Source organism: Actinospineispora acaciae DSM 45401 (genome assembly GCF_000620785.1).
Lineage (GTDB): Bacteria > Actinomycetota > Actinomycetes > Mycobacteriales > Pseudonocardiaceae > Pseudonocardia > Pseudonocardia acaciae.
Window position 1 is genome coordinate 595486 of record NZ_JIAI01000001.1, and the last position, 15504, is coordinate 610989.

Annotated in this window: 16 protein-coding genes; 9 read left to right on the forward strand and 7 right to left on the reverse strand. The window is 72.7% G+C overall.

Annotated features, from left to right (window positions below; translation table 11 throughout):
* Positions 1-6: 6 nt before the first annotated feature.
* The 6 genes from nagA to N912_RS0103020 are packed head-to-tail and all read right to left on the reverse strand — an operon-like array spanning position 7 to position 6361.
* Positions 7-1146, reverse strand: a complete 1140-nt coding sequence (nagA, locus tag N912_RS0102995; protein ID WP_156993122.1) for an N-acetylglucosamine-6-phosphate deacetylase — start codon at positions 1144-1146, stop codon at positions 7-9.
* Positions 1143-2636, reverse strand: coding sequence for a sodium:solute symporter (locus N912_RS0103000; protein WP_028921257.1), 1494 nt, complete (start codon positions 2634-2636; stop codon positions 1143-1145). Before N912_RS0103000 ends, nagA begins: the two co-directional genes overlap by 4 nt.
* Entirely contained in the window at positions 2612-3799 is a 1188-nt protein-coding gene (locus N912_RS49135) for an anhydro-N-acetylmuramic acid kinase (RefSeq protein WP_245645163.1), read from the reverse strand. Before N912_RS49135 ends, N912_RS0103000 begins: the two co-directional genes overlap by 25 nt.
* 5 nt (positions 3800-3804) lie before the next feature.
* On the reverse strand, positions 3805-4713 hold the full coding sequence (gene murQ / locus N912_RS0103010; RefSeq protein ID WP_037062708.1) for an N-acetylmuramic acid 6-phosphate etherase: 909 nt from the start codon (positions 4711-4713) through the stop codon (positions 3805-3807).
* Positions 4710-5648, reverse strand: a complete 939-nt coding sequence (locus N912_RS49140) for an N-acetylglucosamine kinase (RefSeq protein ID WP_051579504.1) — start codon at positions 5646-5648, stop codon at positions 4710-4712. The genes murQ and N912_RS49140 overlap by 4 nt, the downstream gene beginning before the upstream one ends.
* On the reverse strand, positions 5645-6361 hold the full coding sequence (locus tag N912_RS0103020) for a GntR family transcriptional regulator (protein WP_028921259.1): 717 nt from the start codon (positions 6359-6361) through the stop codon (positions 5645-5647). Before N912_RS0103020 ends, N912_RS49140 begins: the two co-directional genes overlap by 4 nt.
* Positions 6362-6476: 115 nt before the next feature.
* Between N912_RS0103020 and N912_RS0103025 the strand changes: the two genes are divergently transcribed.
* Positions 6477-7496, forward strand: a complete 1020-nt coding sequence (locus N912_RS0103025; RefSeq protein WP_051579507.1) for an SIS domain-containing protein — start codon at positions 6477-6479, stop codon at positions 7494-7496.
* Between the two features lie 58 nt (positions 7497-7554).
* Here N912_RS0103025 and N912_RS0103030 read toward each other — a convergent pair whose 3' ends face one another.
* Complete coding sequence (locus tag N912_RS0103030; protein ID WP_028921261.1) at positions 7555-9120, reverse strand: APC family permease; 1566 nt, start codon at positions 9118-9120, stop codon at positions 7555-7557.
* Between the two features lie 256 nt (positions 9121-9376).
* Between N912_RS0103030 and N912_RS0103035 the strand changes: the two genes are divergently transcribed.
* The 8 genes from N912_RS0103035 to N912_RS0103070 are packed head-to-tail and all read left to right on the forward strand — an operon-like array spanning position 9377 to position 15502.
* Entirely contained in the window at positions 9377-10666 is a 1290-nt protein-coding gene (locus N912_RS0103035) for a class-III pyridoxal-phosphate-dependent aminotransferase (RefSeq protein ID WP_028921262.1), read from the forward strand.
* Positions 10627-12189: an aldehyde dehydrogenase family protein gene (locus N912_RS0103040; RefSeq protein WP_245645164.1), complete on the forward strand. Its 1563-nt coding sequence runs from the start codon at positions 10627-10629 to the stop codon at positions 12187-12189. Before N912_RS0103035 ends, N912_RS0103040 begins: the two co-directional genes overlap by 40 nt.
* Before the next feature lie 5 nt (positions 12190-12194).
* Complete coding sequence (locus N912_RS0103045; RefSeq protein WP_028921264.1) at positions 12195-12797, forward strand: BMC domain-containing protein; 603 nt, start codon at positions 12195-12197, stop codon at positions 12795-12797.
* Positions 12794-13201, forward strand: coding sequence for a hypothetical protein (locus N912_RS0103050; protein WP_028921265.1), 408 nt, complete (start codon positions 12794-12796; stop codon positions 13199-13201). Before N912_RS0103045 ends, N912_RS0103050 begins: the two co-directional genes overlap by 4 nt.
* A complete protein-coding gene (locus N912_RS0103055; protein ID WP_028921266.1) occupies positions 13201-13482 on the forward strand; it encodes a EutN/CcmL family microcompartment protein in 282 nt (93 codons plus the stop codon). The genes N912_RS0103050 and N912_RS0103055 overlap by 1 nt, the downstream gene beginning before the upstream one ends.
* Before the next feature lie 59 nt (positions 13483-13541).
* Positions 13542-13823, forward strand: coding sequence for a BMC domain-containing protein (locus N912_RS0103060; protein ID WP_028921267.1), 282 nt, complete (start codon positions 13542-13544; stop codon positions 13821-13823).
* On the forward strand, positions 13823-14476 hold the full coding sequence (locus tag N912_RS0103065) for a microcompartment protein (RefSeq protein ID WP_028921268.1): 654 nt from the start codon (positions 13823-13825) through the stop codon (positions 14474-14476). The genes N912_RS0103060 and N912_RS0103065 overlap by 1 nt, the downstream gene beginning before the upstream one ends.
* Before the next feature lie 30 nt (positions 14477-14506).
* Positions 14507-15502, forward strand: a complete 996-nt coding sequence (locus N912_RS0103070) for a phosphotransferase enzyme family protein (protein WP_051579509.1) — start codon at positions 14507-14509, stop codon at positions 15500-15502.
* The last annotated feature ends 2 nt before the right edge of the window (positions 15503-15504 follow it).

Below are 15504 nucleotides of genomic sequence, written 5' to 3' on the forward strand. Positions count from 1 at the left end.
GAACGACTACGACACCCAGCGGCCGGCGCGCAGCACCCGCGCCACGCCGTACCCGCCGTCCAGGAGCACGACGTCGGCGCGCAGGCCGGGGGCCAGCGCGCCGACGTCGCCCAGCCCGAGCGCGCGGGCCGGCGTGGTCGCGGTGACGCGCGCCGCGTCGGTCGGCGACAGCCCGTACTCGACCACCGCGCGGCGGAACAGCACGTCGCCGGTGGCGGTGCCGCCCGCGATCGCGCCACCGCCGGCGAGCCGGGCCTCCCCGCCGGTGACGGTGACCTCGCGCCCACCGAGCCGGTAGGTGCCGTCCGCCATCCCGGCCGCCGCCATCGCGTCGGTCACCAGCGCCACCCGCTGGGTGCCGGCGTAGGCCAGCACGTGCCGGACCCACGCCGCGTGCACGTGCACGCCGTCGGCGATGAGCTCGACGGTGACGCGCGGGTCGTCGAGCAGCGCGAGCACCGGGCCGGGGTTGCGGGAGCTCGGCGCCGGCATGGCGTTGAACAGGTGGGTGGCGACCGTGGCCCCGGCCGCGACCGCCGCCCTGACCTGCTCGAAGCCCGCGTCGGTGTGACCGACCGCCGCCACGACGCCCTCGCCGGCCAGCGCCCGGATCGTCTCCAGCCCGCCGTCCAGCTCCGGCGCCAGGGTGATCATCCGGATCGCGCCGTTCCCCCAGCGCAGCACGTCGGCCAGCTCGGCGGCGGTCGGCGGGTGCAGCCGGGACGGCTCGTGCGCCCCCGGCCGCGCACCCGACAGCCACGGCCCCTCAAGGTGCACCCCGGCCAGCTCGCCCGCCTCGACCAGCTCGGCCAGCCCGGGGAGCACCCCGCGCAGCGTCGCCGGCGGCAGGCTCACCAGCGACGCGACCGACGACGTGGTGCCGTGGGAACGGTGGGTGGCCAGCGCCGTGGCGATGTCCTCCGGCCCGCCGTCGTAGGAGGCCCCGCCACCGCCGTGCTCGTGAACGTCGACGAAGCCGGGCACCAGGATCCGCCCGGTGCAGTCGAGCACCTCGGTCGCGTCCGGGGCCGGCACGGTGGCCGGGCCGAGCGCGTCGATCCGCTCGCCCACGACGTGCAGCCAGCCTCCGTCGAGCACGCCGCCGGGCGTGACGACGTCGCCTCCGGTGAGCAGCAGGCCGATCACTGGGCGGTCGTCTCGACGGTGGTATCGGCACGTTCCGGCGCCACGGTGGCGTGCCGGCGCGACAGCGCCCAGCCCAGCACCATGGTGATCGCCAGGCCGATCGCGGTGTACCAGGTGAACCCGACCAGCTTCGGCTGGAACAGGAACAGGTACGCCATCACGACCACCGCCACCGAGAAGCCGATGATCGCGTCCAGCTGCCGGGCCTTGCGCACGAAGATGCCCAGGAAGAACGCGCCGAGCAGGCCGCCGTACACGATCCCGGCGACCGAGAGGCCCAGCTCCACCACCGGGTTGTTCGTGCTGGTGAACAGGTTGGCGAACACGATGAACACCACGCCCCAGGCCAGCGTGGTGGCCCGCGACAGCCGGATGCCGTGCTCGTCGGCCAGCGTCCGGCGCGAGAGCCGCTGGTAGAGGTCGACGATCGTGGAGTTGGACAACGCGGACAGCGACGAGGACAGGGTGGACATGGCGGCGGCCAGGATCCCGGCGAGCAACAGCCCCGACACCCCCGGCGGCAGCCCCTCCACGATGAACTTGGGGAATAGCTGGTCGCCGGTCTGCAGGCCGAGCTCGGCGGGCTTGGCTCCCCGGTAGTAGCCCCACAGGAACAGCCCGACGAGCGTGAACAGCGCGAACTGGATTCCGACCAGCACGGCGCTGGAGATGACGGCCTTCTGCGCGTCCGCCCTGCTCCGGCAGGACAACAGCCGCTGCACGATGATCTGGTCCACCCCGTGGCTGGCCGTGGACAGCAACGCCCCACCCACGATGGCGGTCAGGAACGCGTAGGGCGCCGAGATCGGGTTCGAGGTGAAGTCGAACAGCTGCGTCTTGCCGGCCTCGACCGCCCGACCCCAGAACCCGGCCGGCAGCTGGGAACCGATCACCGCGAGCGCCACCGCGCCGCCCGCTATGTAGAGCGCCATCTGCATGACGTCGGTCCACACCACCGCCTTGATCCCACCGACGTAGGTGTAGGCCACGGTGACCAGGGACAGCACCACGATGATCCAGAAGAACGACACGTCGACGCCGAGCCCGGCCAGGATGACCTTGACCGGGATGGCGGCCGCGAACATCCGCACCCCGTCGGCGAGCAGCCTGGTGAGCAGGAACGCCACCGAGGCCGTCGCCTGCATGCCCGCCCCGAACCGCGTGCCCAGGTAGCTGTACGCGGTGCTCAGCTTCCCGGTGTAGTACCGGGGCAGCAGCACGAACGCCACCACCACCCGGCCGGCCAGGTAGCCGATGGCGAGCTGGAGGAACGTGAGCGAGCCGAGGTAGGCCACGGTCGGCACACTGATCACGGTCAGCGCGCTGGTCTCGGTGGCGACCACCGACAGCGAGACCGCCCACCAGGGCAGCTGCCGGGCGCCCAGGAAGTAGTCGGAGACCGTCCGGTTGCGCCCGGACAGCCACAGCCCGATGCCGAGGGAGAGCACCAGGTAGCCGATGATCACTACGAGGTCGGGTGTGCGCAGCATGCGGCGTTCTCCTCCGGGTGGGCGAGCAGGGACAGCCGGGTCGGTGCGGTGTCGGCGGGCGGCGGGAGCCGGAGCGGGCCGGCGCCGGGGCTCAGCCGGCCCACGATCGTGCGGTGCCGGGCGCCGGTGCAGGACGGCACCGTCGCGGCCACGCCGTGCCAGGTCAGGAAGCCCAGCAGCGCGAAGAGGTAGGCCTCCTTCGCCTCCGGTGCCACGCCGAGGGTGTCGATGGTGGTCAGCTCGGCGGGTCCGAGGTTGCGGCGCAGCGCGTCCATCAGTGCGGGGTTGCGTACGCCGCCGCCGGAGGCGATCACCTCGGTGACGCCGTGGCGGGCGCAGGCGCCGGCGATCGTGCGGGCGGTCAGCTCGGTGAGGGTGGCGACGAGGTCGTCGGGGTCGAGCCGGTCGGGCGGGGGCAGGTAGCCGGGGTGGAACAGCTCCTTGCCGGTGCTTTTCGGGGGCGGGGCGGCGTAGTAGGGCTCGGCCAGGAGCTCGGCGAGCAGGGCGTGGTCCACCGTGCCCCGGCGGGCGCGGGTGCCGTCGGCGTCGTAGTGCTCTTCGCTGGTGCGTCGGACCGCCGCGTCGATCAGCGCGTTGCCGGGGCCGGTGTCGAAGGCGACCGGATCGCCCTGCTCCGGCAGAACGGTGACGTTGGCGATGCCGCCGATGTTCAGCGCCGCCCGGGTGCGGCCGGGGCGGCCACCCAGCAGGAGCACGTCGAACACGCTGGCCAGCGGCGCGCCGTGGCCGCCGGCGGCGATGTCGCCGGCCCGCACGTCGGAGAGCACCGGCACCCCGGTCAGCTCGGCGATCCAGGCGGGCTGGCCGAGCTGCAGGGTGCCCAGCGCGTGACCGTCGGAGATCCAGTGGAACACGGTCTGGCCGTGGCTGACGATCAGGTCGGCGCGCCCGCCGGCCAGCTCGGCGATCCCGCGCCGGGCGGCGGCGGCGAACTCCTGGCCGATCCCGGTGTCGATGCGGGTGACCACTTCCAGCGTGGTGCTCGCCGGCGGCAGCGCGCCGAGGATCGCGGCCCGCAGGCCCTCGGAGTAGCCGACCTCCAGGTGCCCGAGCGGGCGCAGCCACACTCGTGAGCCGTCCAGCCCGAACTCGGCGGCGGCCACGTCGATCCCGTCCACCGAGGTCCCCGAGCTCAACCCCATGACGATCATTGCCGCAGGGCCTCGCGCACCCGGCCGCTGGCGCGCGCCAGCCGCTCGCCCGCCTCGGCGGCCCCGACCCCGGCCAGCAGCATGACGATCGCGGTCTTGGCGTGCCCGTCGGCGGCGTCCAGCGCCTGGCGCGCCGCATGCTCGTCCGCGCCGGTCGCCTCGACCACGATCCGGGCCGCCCTGATCCGCAGCTTCTCGTTGCCGGCGCGGACGTCGACCATGAGGTTCCGGTAGACCTTCCCGAGCCGGATCATGGCCACCGTGGACAGCGCGTTGAGCACCAGCTTCTGGCTGGTGCCCGCCTTCATCCGGGTGGAGCCGGCCACCACCTCCGGGCCGGTCGGCAGCTCGATGGCCAGCTCGGCCACGGCGGCCAGCTCGCTGCCCCGGTTGTTCGCGATCGCGATGGTGGCGGCGCCGGCCGCGCGGGCGGCCTCGATCACGGCGAGCACATAGGGCGTGCGGCCGGAGGCGCTGATCCCGACCACCACGTCCTCGGCGCCCGGCCGCAGCGCGCCGAGGTCGCGGGCGCCGGCGTCGGCGTCGTCCTCGGCGCCCTCCACCGACGCCGACATCGCGCCCCCGCCGCCGGCCAGCAGCGCGCGCACCGTCTCGGGGCCGACGCCGTAGGTGGGCGCCAGCTCGGTGGCGTCCAGCACCGCAAGCCGCCCGGCCGTGCCGGCCCCCGCGTACACCAGCCGCCCGCCCCGACCCAGCCGGTCCACCACCACGTCGGCCGCCCTGGTGATCGCCGGAGCGGCCGCCCGCACCACCCGCACGACCTCGGCGTCCTCGGCGGTCACCAGCTCGACCAGCGCGGCGGTAGAACGTTCGTCCAAATCGGCCAGCTCGGGGCGGGACCGCTCGGTGTCCAGCGCCGCGAGCCGGCCGGTCAGCTCGCTCACGAGCTCGTACCCGCGTCGAACAGCCGTGGGTGCGGCAGGTCGGGGCGCGCGTGCAGCAGGTAGGCGCCCTCCAGCGCGTCGCCGCGCACCTCGGAGCGGGGCACCCCCGGGGCCAGCGCCGCCAGCTCGCGGTCGAACGGGTCGGTGAGCAGCGTGCCGACGTCGAACAGCCCGCCGGTGCAGGCCAGCGTGGCGCTCCCGCCCGGCGATCCGGCCAGCGCGGCCAGCGCGGCGGCGGCCGTCTCGGCCAGCGCGCGGGCCGCGTCCGCCCAGATCCGGCCGGCGACCTCGTCCCCGGCCCGCGCGGCCTCGGCCACGTCGCGGGCGAACCCGCCCATCAGCTGCGGCGGGCTCTCGGCGGCGAAGACCAGCGTCGGCATCCCCTCCAACTGGCCGTACCTGGCCGTTGCCAGTCGCCGCAGCCGCGTCGAACCGCCCCGGCGGCCGTCGTGCGCCCGCAGCGCCGCCTCCAGCCCTGCCTTGCCGATCGCGTACGCGCTGCCGTTGTCGCCGAGCAGGTAGCCCCAGCCGTCCACGGTGTGGCTGCGCCCGTCCGGGGTGATCGACATCGCGATCGCGCCGGTGCCGGCCGCGAGCACGGCCCCCGGTTCGCCGCCGAGCGCGCCGGCGTGCGCGATCGCCATGTCGCCGGTGAGCAGGATCTTCTCGGTGCCGAACCGCTCGGTGAGCGCGGCGGCGAGCGCGGGCGCCTTGTCGCGGCCTCGGCCCAGCCCGGCCAGCCCGGCGGTGACGGCGTCGACGCCGCCCCAGCCCTCGGTCACCCCGGTGATCGCGGCCATCGCGCGGGCCACGCCGTCCGCCTCGGCGAGCCCGAGCGCGCCTGTGCCGGTGGCCTCTTCGGTACGGACGCCGTCCACGAACAGCGCGGCGCGGCTGCCGGTCTTGCCCACGTCGAGGGCGAGCACCCGGGTCACAGCGCGGCCATCCGGGTCGCGACGGGTTCGATGGTCGTCTCGATGCGGTACCTGTCGCCCCGGTAGACGGAGCGCACGAACTCCAGCACCCGCTCGTCCGCGTCGCGGGAGGTGCGCTCGATGAGCAGCGCCGGCGAGTGCAGCGGGACCCCGAGCAGGTCGGACTCCTCGCGGTCGGTCACGGTCGGCTCGATGCTCTGCCGGCCGCCCGCGACCGGGTGGCCGTAGCGCTCGGCCAGCAGCTCGTAGAACGACGAGCCGGCCAGCGTGGCGGCGTCCAACCCCGGCACCAGCTCGGCCGGCACGTGCAGCATCTCCAGCGCCATCGGCTCGTCGTCGGCCAGCCGCAGCCGCAGCGCGCGGACCACCTCCGCCGCCGGCGAGACCCGCAGCCGGTGACCCAACCGCGCCCCGGCCGGGACCACGTCGAACGACACCACCCTCGCGCCCGGACGCAGTCCCCGCGCGCGCATGTCCTCGGTGAACGAGGTCGCGCTGAGCGGCTGCGCGATCTTCGGGCCGACCGCGAAGATCCCGGCCCCCTGCCGGCGGCGCACCCGCCCCGTCGAGACCAGGTCGTCCAGCGCCCGGCGCAGCGTGGTCCGGCTGACCCCGACCTCCCGCGCCAGCTCACGCTCCGGCGGCAGCGGCTCCCCCGGCACCATCGCGGCCACGCGCTCGAGCAGCTCGTCGCGCAGACGAAGATACTTCATACAACTCCCCTTCAAAGGTGAACCATTGGTACAGCCGTGGCACGCTGAACGCAAGACCTGCTATTCGGAGGACAGACCAGTGGTACAGCCCGAGACGACGTCGCCCGGTGCGCTGATGGCCGCCGAGATCGCCGAGCAGCCCGAGGCGTGGGCGCGGTTGCTCGCCGACGGCCGGGCCGCCGTCGAGGACGCCGCGCGCCAGGTCCGCCGCCGCTCGCCCAGGTTCGTGCTGCTGGTCGCGCGCGGCACCTCGGACCATGCCGCGCTGTACGCGAAGTACCTGGTCGAGGTGCGGCTGGGGCTGCCCGCCGGGCTGGGTTCGCCGTCCACCATGACCGCGTACGGTTCCCGCCCGGACCTGCGTGACGTGCTGCTGATCGGGGTCAGCCAGTCCGGCGGCTCACCCGACCTGGTGCGCAGCCTGGAGGTCGGCCGGGCGCAGGGTGCGCTCACGGTGGCGGTGACCAACAGCCCCGGCTCGCCGCTGGACGAGGTGGCCGAGCTGGGCATCCCGGTGCTGGCCGGCCCGGAGCGCTCGGTGGCCGCCACCAAGAGCTACACCGCCGAGCTGCTCACGCTGTACCTGCTGGTCGAGGCGTTACGTGGGACAGAGGCCGAGCCGGTGCACCGGCTGCCCGACTGGGGAGCCGAGGTGCTGGCGCTCGAACCCACGGTGGCCGGCGCCGCCACCCGCTACCGCTACGCACAGCGAATGGTCGTCACCGGCCGCGGCTACGCCTACCCCACCGCCCGCGAGGCCGCGCTCAAGCTCATGGAAACCTGCTACCTGTCCGCGCACGCATTCTCCGGCGCCGACCTCCTACACGGCCCGTTCGCCATGATCGACCCCCAGGTGCCCGTCCTCACCGTGGCCCCCGAAGGCGTCGCCGGCCAAGCCCTCGCCCCGGTGCACGCCCAACTGGCCCGCACCGGCGCCGATGTCCTCACCGTAGGCTCCCGAGCCGCCGCCGCCCAAGCAACGGTGGGCCTAGCCCTCCCCGCCAACATCCCCGAGGCGCTCTCCCCGATCCTGGAGATCGTCCCGTTCCAACAGCTCGCGCTCCACCTGGCACGCCTCAGAGGCACCAACCCCGACCACCCCCGAAACCTCCACAAAGTCACCGAAACGCACTGAACCGCCCGCGAGTCGGGGATTCTGTCAGGGTGAGTCGGGGATTTTGTCAGCCGCCGGCCTACTCCCGCTCGTGCGAGTCCTCCAGCACCACCCGCCCGATCGTCTCGTAGCGCTCCGGCGCCAGGTACTTCGCGCCGAGCGCGAACGCCGCGCCCGCCACCCCGACCCCGATCACAATCCACGGCGTGATCGTGAAGATGACGTCGCTGGCCGCCGCCCCCGCCGCGACGCTCGCGCTCTCGGTGAGCAGGAAGATCACGTACAGCATCCCCACCCCGCCGAGCAGCGGCGCGGTGAACGTGCGGAACCAGTGCGCGGTCTCCGGGTGCCGCTTCGCCACGTGGAAGTACCCGATCACGGCGAACGCCGCCAGCGCCTGCACGATGAGGATCGCGGCCGTGCCCAGGATCGCCATCAGGGCGTAGAGCTGGCCGTACGGGTCCCGCCCGGTGACCGCGAACAGCAGCACGATGACGGCCGCGATGCCGGTCTGGACGAAGCCCGCGACGTACGGCGAGCCGTGGGTGCGGTGGGTGGCGCCGAGCGTCCTGCCGAGCCCGGGCAGCAGGTTCTCCCGCCCGATCGCGTAGATGTAGTGCGAGGCGCAGTTGTGGAACGCCATGCCGCACGCGTACGAGCCGGTCATCAGCAGAAACTCGAACACCACCACGGCGGGCTGGCCGAGGTGCGCCTGCACCGGGCCGAAGAACACCTGCCCGGCCGTGTTGCTGTTCTGCGCCAGCGCGATCGCCTGCGTCGGTCCGGTCCCGACCACCGCCATCCAGGACACCAGGATGTAGAACAGGCCGATGCCCACCACGGCGACCATCGTCGCCTTCGGGATGATCTTCTTGGGGTTCTTGGACTCCTCGCCGTACATGGCGGTCGACTCGAACCCCACCCAGGACCAGAACGCGAAGAACAGCCCGATGCCCGCCGAGCCGGCGACCGCGACGGTGGCGCCGGGGTGCGCGAGGTCGGGCACCGTGGCCGACAGGTTCTGGAACGCCGCGACCGGGTTCAGCGAGCCCGGCGACCACCCCTCCGGCCCGCCGCCGGTGACCAGCACGGACAGCGCCATCAGGCCGAGCATCACGATCTCGGTGATCAGGAAGACGCCGAGCACCTTCGCGGTGAGGTTGATGTCGAAGTAGGTGAGCACGGAGTTCACCACGAGCATGAGCAGCGCGAACACCAGCCAGGGGACGTCGACGCCGAAGTGCTGGGAGAAGAACGAGCTGGCGAAGAAGGAGAAGATGCCGATCAGCGAGGCCTCGAAGACGACGTAGGCCATCGTGGTCAGTGCGCCGGCGGCCATGCCCACCACCCGGCCGAGGCCGTGCGAGATGAACCCGTAGAAGGCGCCGGTGGCGGTGATGTGCTTGGCCATCGCCGAGTAGCCGAGCGCGAACAGCGAGAGCACCACGGTCGCGACCAGGTAGCCGGCCGGAGCGTGCGCGCCGTTGCCGAAGCCGATGGCGATCGGCACGTTGCCGACCATGGCGGTGATCGGCGCGGCGGTGGCGACGGCCATGAACAGCACGCCGACCAGCCCGACCGCGTTCGGCTTGAGCCGTTGCACGGTGGTCGTCGAGGAAGCCTCGGTGGAGGTGAGGTTGTCCATGTCGACAAGGCCCTCTCGCTGAGTGGTCCGCCACGTCGCGGGTGCTGTGACCCCGTTATGACCCCGGTATGACCCAGACATGACCCAGACATGACCCAGACATGACCCGGGTCACAGCAAGGGCGGACCGTAACACCAGCCGTGAGACCAAACAAGAGATTCGGTCTCAGGATCGGCCAGACGGAGCACGACTGTTGACGGCCGGATCGAGCTAAACCATCCTTTGGTCAACCGTTTGAGACCGTAAGGAGGCCCGGTGGCGCACGACTACGGCCTCTTCAGCTTCGAGTCCAAGGACGAGATGCTGGCCAAGTCCGTCGAGTTCTGGAACCCGGGCAAGACCCGGTTCTGGGTGGACGCCGGCGTGCCGCTGGTCATCGACCGGCGGGAGGGCTACTTCATCCACGACATGTCGGGCAAGCGGCTGATCGACGTGCACCTCAACGGCGGCACCTACAACCTCGGCCACCGCAACCCCGAGGTGGCCGCCGCGCTCACCGCCGCGATGGACCGCTTCGACATCGGCAACCACCACTTCGCCGCGCTCACCCGCACCGCGCTGGCCGAGGCCCTGGTCCGGTCGGCGCCGCCCGGCCTGACCAACGTGATCTACGGCAGCGGCGGCGGGGAGGCCGTCGACATCGCGCTCAAGTCCGCCCGGCACGCCACCCGCAAGCGCCGGATCGTCTCGATCGTCAAGGCGTACCACGGGCACACCGGCCTGGCCGTCGGGACCGGCGACGACAGGTTCTCCACGCTGTTCCTCGCCGACCGGCCCGAGGAGTTCACCCACGTCCCGTTCAACGACCTGGACGCGATGGAGGCGGCGCTGCGGGCGCGCGACGTGGCGGCCGTGGTGATGGAGACGATCCCGGCCACCTACGGGTTCCCGCTGCCCGAGCCGGGCTACCTGGAGGCGGTCAAGACGTTGTGCGAGCGTTACGACGCGCTCTACATCGCCGACGAGGTGCAGACCGGGCTGATGCGCACCGGCGAGATGTGGGGCATCGCCAAGCACGGCATCGAGCCGGACATCATGGTGATCGGCAAGGGGATCTCCGGCGGGCTGTACCCGATCTCGGCGGTGCTGGTCAACGAGCGGGCCGGCGCGTGGCTGAGCGAGGACGGCTTCGGCCACATCTCCACGTTCGGCGGCGCCGAGCTGGGCTGCGTCGCGGGGCTGAAGACGCTGGAGGTGTGCGGCCGGCCGGAGACCCGCTCGATGGTGCACTACATCGCCGACACCATCGGCCGGGGCCTGCGCCGGATCCAGGACGACTACCCGGACTGGCTGGTCGGCATCCGGCAGAACGGCGTCGTGATCGGCCTGGAGTTCGCCCACCCGGAGGGCGCCAAGATCGTGATGAGGCGGCTCTACGAGAACGGCGTCTGGGCGATCTTCTCCACGCTCGACCCGAGGGTGCTGCAGTACAAGCCGGGGCTGTTGATGTCCCCCGAGCTGTGCGAGGAGCTGCTCGACCGCACCGAGGTCGCCATCGGCGAGGCGTGGCGCGAGGCCGCCCGGCCGGCGCGGAGGGCGAGCTGATGGGACACGACGAGGTGCCCCGCGCGCTGGCCATGCTCGAACGGGCCACCTGGGCGGCGCGGGCGTTCTCCCGCTACGGCAAAGAATCGGTCGACCAAATCGTTCAAGCGGTTGGAAAGGTTGCGGCCGCGCACGCCGAGGAGTACGCCGAGCGCGCGGTCCAGGAGACCGGGTTCGGCGTCGCCGAGCACAAGGTGATCAAGAACATCGCCTGCTCCCAGGGCATCGTGGACGCCTACCGGGACCACGACTACGTCACCCCGCGCGTCGACGCGGACGCGAAGATCGTCCGGGTGCCCCGCCCGGCCGGGGTGGTCCTGGCGCTCACCCCGTCGACCAACCCGGTCTGCACCGTCTACTTCAAGATCCTGCTCGCGCTGATGACCCGCAACGCCGTGGTGATCAGCCCGCATCCCGCCGCCAAGCAGGTGTGCGCCGCCGCCGCCCGCACGCTCGCCGAGGCCGCCGTGGCCGCCGGCGCCCCGGACGGCGTCGTCCAGGTCGTCGAGGAGCCGTCCATCCCGCTGATCGACGCGCTGATGACCGACCCGCGCACCGCCGTCATCCTGGCCACCGGCGGCACCGCGATGGTCCGCTCGGCCTACCGGTCGGGCAACCCCGCGCTCGGCGTCGGCCCGGCGAACGTGCCGGTGCTGGTGGACGCCACCGCGGACCTGGCCAAGGCGGCCACCCGGATCGTGGACAGCAAGGGGTTCGACAACTCCATCCTGTGCACCAACGAGTCCGTCCTGATCGCCGAGGAGCCCATCGCCGACCGGCTGCGGAGCCTGCTCACGCGCGCCGGCGCGCACCCGCTCGCCGAACCGGACCGCGACCGCGTGCGGGCCGCGCTGTTCCCGGACGGCCGGTTCGACACGGGCTTCGTGGGCAAGGACGCGACCTGGATCGCCCAGCGGGCCGGCGTACGGGTCCCCCACGGCACCCGGGTGCTGCTCGCCCCGTTCGACCACGCCGTGCCCGAAGAACCGCTCGCTCACGAGAAGCTCTGCCCGGTGCTCGGCGTCATCAGGGTGCCCTCGGCCCGGCGCGGCATCGACGTGGCCAGGGCGCTGTTGCGGATCGGCGGCGCCGGGCACTCCGCCGCCATCCACAGCACCGACCCGCGCACGGTGCTGGCCTACAGCACCGACGTGCCGGTGCTGCGGGTGAGCGTCAACGTGGGCAACAGCCTGGGCAGCGCCGGCCTGGAAACGAACCTGGCGCCGTCGATGACCATCGGCACCGGGTACTTCGGGCGGTCCTCGGTCGGGGCCAACCTGGAGCCCGAGCACCTGGTCAACTGGTCGCGCATCGCCTACAACGCCGACCCCGCCGAGCCGTTCGGCGACTTCGCCGGCCTCGACCCGTGGCGCGACCCGACCGGCCCGGTGCCCGCGTACCCGCACGCGTCCAACCTGTCAGTTGATCGTCCAGCGCCAGAACCGGCCGGCGACAACGGCGAGCTCCGGGAGCGGCTGCGCCGGCTGATCAGGGAAGAGCTGGCCGAGATGATCAAGGGCTGAGGGCCGTGGCGGAGCTACGCTCGTTCATCTTCATCGACCAGCTGCAACCGCAGACGATGTGCTACCTGGGCAGCTGGATCCGGGGTCGGCTGCCGCGCACCGGGATGGCCGCCCAGGTCATCGAGGTCGCCCCCGGCCTGGACATCGAGCCGCTGACCGACGTGGCGCTCAAGCACGCCGAGGTGCAGGCCGGGATCCTGGTGGTCGAGCGCCAGTTCGGCTACCTGGAGCTGCACGGCCCGACCGCGCAGGTCCGCGCCGCCGGCACCGCCGTGCTCGACCGGCTCGGCGCCGACGAGCGCGACGCCACCCGGCCGAAGATCCTGGCCGCCACCATCGTCAGCATGATCGACAACCAGCACGCGTTCCTGATCAACCGCAACAAGCTCGGCTCGATGGCGCTGCCCGGCGAGTCGCTGTTCGTGCTGGAGATGCAGCCGGCGTCCTACGCGATCCTGGCCGCCAACGAGGCGGAGAAGGCGGCCAGCGTGAAGCTGGTCGACTACCGGATGATCGGCGCGACCGGCCGCGTCTACCTGACCGGCCGCGAGGGCGACATCCGCCAGGCCGCCGACGCCGCCGAAGCCGCCCTCGGGGGGCAACGATGAACGACGACGAGCTGCGCCTGATGGTTCGTGAGCTGCTGCGCGAGGCACTCCCCTCCGTCGCCGACCGAGCCCCCGCGCCGGCCGCCGCCGAGGTGGTGACGCTGCGTACGGACGCCGACCTGGATCGGTTCGTCCGCCGGCTGCTGGAGCTGCTCGAGAACCCCGAGCGCCGCGACGACGTCCGCGCCGGCCGGCTGCGCTTCACCCTGGGCGCCAGTGCACCCCCGGAGCCCGCCGAGCGGAAAACCACCAGGCGGGTGGACAAGGGCGCGGTGACCGAACGGCTGGTCACCGAGGCCGCCCGCGCCGGCGAAACCCTCGTGCTCGGACGACGAGCCGTGCTCACGCCGCTGGCCAGGGACAAGGCGAAGGCGCTCGGCGTGGCCGTGGAAAGGGAGTCCTGATGCTGCGAGCGATCGTGACCGGCAACGTCTGGGCCACCAAGAAGGTGGACGGCCTGCCCAGCGGCGCCTTCCTGGAGGTCCAGGTGGAGGACGGGGGCGCCCGGCTGATCGCCTTCGACGTGCTGGGCAGCGGCATCGGCGAGCGGGTGCTGGTCACCCAGGGCTCGGTGGCCGCCGCCTGGTTCCCCGGCACGCCCCCGCCGGTGGACGCCCTGGTCATCGGCTCCATCGACCACCAGCCCGATAGCGCGACCCGCACCGAGATCAAACCGACTCGGTGAAGAGCGCTCATCCAGCCCCGCCGGCGAGTGAGGCGAAATGACAGAAAGGGATGTGAACAATGTCGAGTAATGCCATCGGTCTCATCGAGACCAAGGGCTACGTGGCGGCCCTCGCCGCCGCCGACGCCATGGTCAAGGCCGCGAACGTGCTCATCGTCAGCCGTGAGCAGGTCGGCGACGGCCTGGTCGCGGTCACCGTGGTCGGCGACGTGGGCGCGGTCAAGGCGGCCACCGAGGCAGGCGCGGACACCGCATCCACCGTGGGCGAACTGGTGTCCGTGCACGTCATCCCCCGCCCGCACGCCGAGCTGGGCCGGCACTTCGGCGTGAGCGAGGAGTAGTGGCCGCACCACCCGGTGCGGTGCCCACCGAGCTGCGGGTCTACCTGCGGGTGGAGGACCTCCAGCGGCAGTTCGCGGCCTACCTGGGCACCCCGACCAGGGCGCGCGGCTACCCGCCGACGGAGGGCCAGCACTCACTGATCATCGAGGTGGCCCCCGGGCTGGCCATCGAGCGCGCCACCGACCTGGCATGCAAGGCCGTACCCGAGGTGGAGGTCGGGCTGCTGTTCGTGGAGCGCCAGTTCGGCGTGCTCGAACTGCACGGCTCCGACCTGACCCGCCTCGACGCGGCCGGAACCGCCGTGCTGGACGGCCTTGGCGTCGCCGCGCACGACCAGCTCGCACCGCGCATCCTGTACTCCGACGTCATCGAGGAGATCACCGACCAGCACGCTGTGATCATCAACCGGAACCGGGAGGCGTCCATGGTGCTGCCCGGCGAGAGCCTGCTCGTCTACGAGCTGACGCCCGCGCTGTTCGCCTCGGTGGCGGCCAACGAGGCGGAGAAGGCGGCGCCGGCGGCCACCCTGGTCACCGTGTCCATGATCGGCGCCGCCGGCCGGCTCTACCTCAGCGGTGCCACCAAGGACGTGTTGGCCGCGCGCGAGGCCATCACCCGGGCCCTGACCTCGATCGAGGGCCGACACTCGTAACGACCACCAGCACGGACGGAAGGGGCAACGATGCCCATCCACGACCTCTCGGCGGCAGACGCGGTCGCCCGCCTCACCGCCGTGGCCCGCCAGGCCCTCGCCGGCTACGACGTCACCCCGGACGCCGACGTGACCCTGCTCGAGCTGTCCGAGAACGCGACCTTTCAGGTGGACGACGCCGGCGCACGGACCGTGCTGCGGATCCACCGGTTGGACTACCACTCCCCCGAGGCCATCCGCTCCGAGCTGGCCTGGCTGTCGGCGCTGCGCGACCAGGCCGGGGTGCGCACCCCGTCGGTGGTCCCCACCCGCGACGGCGAGCCAGTGGCGCGCATCGAGCCGAGCGACGACGGCCCGGTCCGGCACGGCGTGATGTTCGAGTTCCTGCCCGGCACGGAGCCGCCCGCCCGCCGGACGGACTTCGAGAGCCTCGGCGAGATCACCGCCCGCATGCACCGCCACGCCCGGCAGTGGCCCCGACCGGCCGGGTTCACCCGCTTCCGCTGGGACACCGAGGCCGCGTTCGGCCAGCGGGCCCGGTGGGGCCGTTGGCGCGACGGCGTCGGGATGGGCACCGAGGAGCTGGCCACCCTGGGGCGGCTGGAGGCCGTGCTGCGGCGCCGGCTCGCGGCGTACGGCGCGAGCCCGGACCGGTGGGGGCTCATCCACGCCGACCTGCGGCTGGCCAACCTGCTGGTGGACGATACCGGCGCGGTCAGCGTGATCGACTTCGACGACTGCGGGTGCGGCTGGTACCTCTACGACCTCGGCACCGCCGTGAGCTTCTTCGAGCACGAGCCGCGGGTGCCCGAGCTGGTGGACGGCTGGCTGGCCGGCTACCGCAAGGTCCTCGACCTGCCGGCCGCCGACGAGGCGGAGGCCCGGACGTTCATCCTGTTCCGACGGCTCCTGCTGACCGCCTGGATCGGCTCGCACACCGGTGTCGAGCTGGCCCGCGAGCTGGGGGCCGGCTACACCCAGGGCGGCTGCGAGCTGGCCGAGCGCTACCTGTCCCGTTTCGCCTAGAG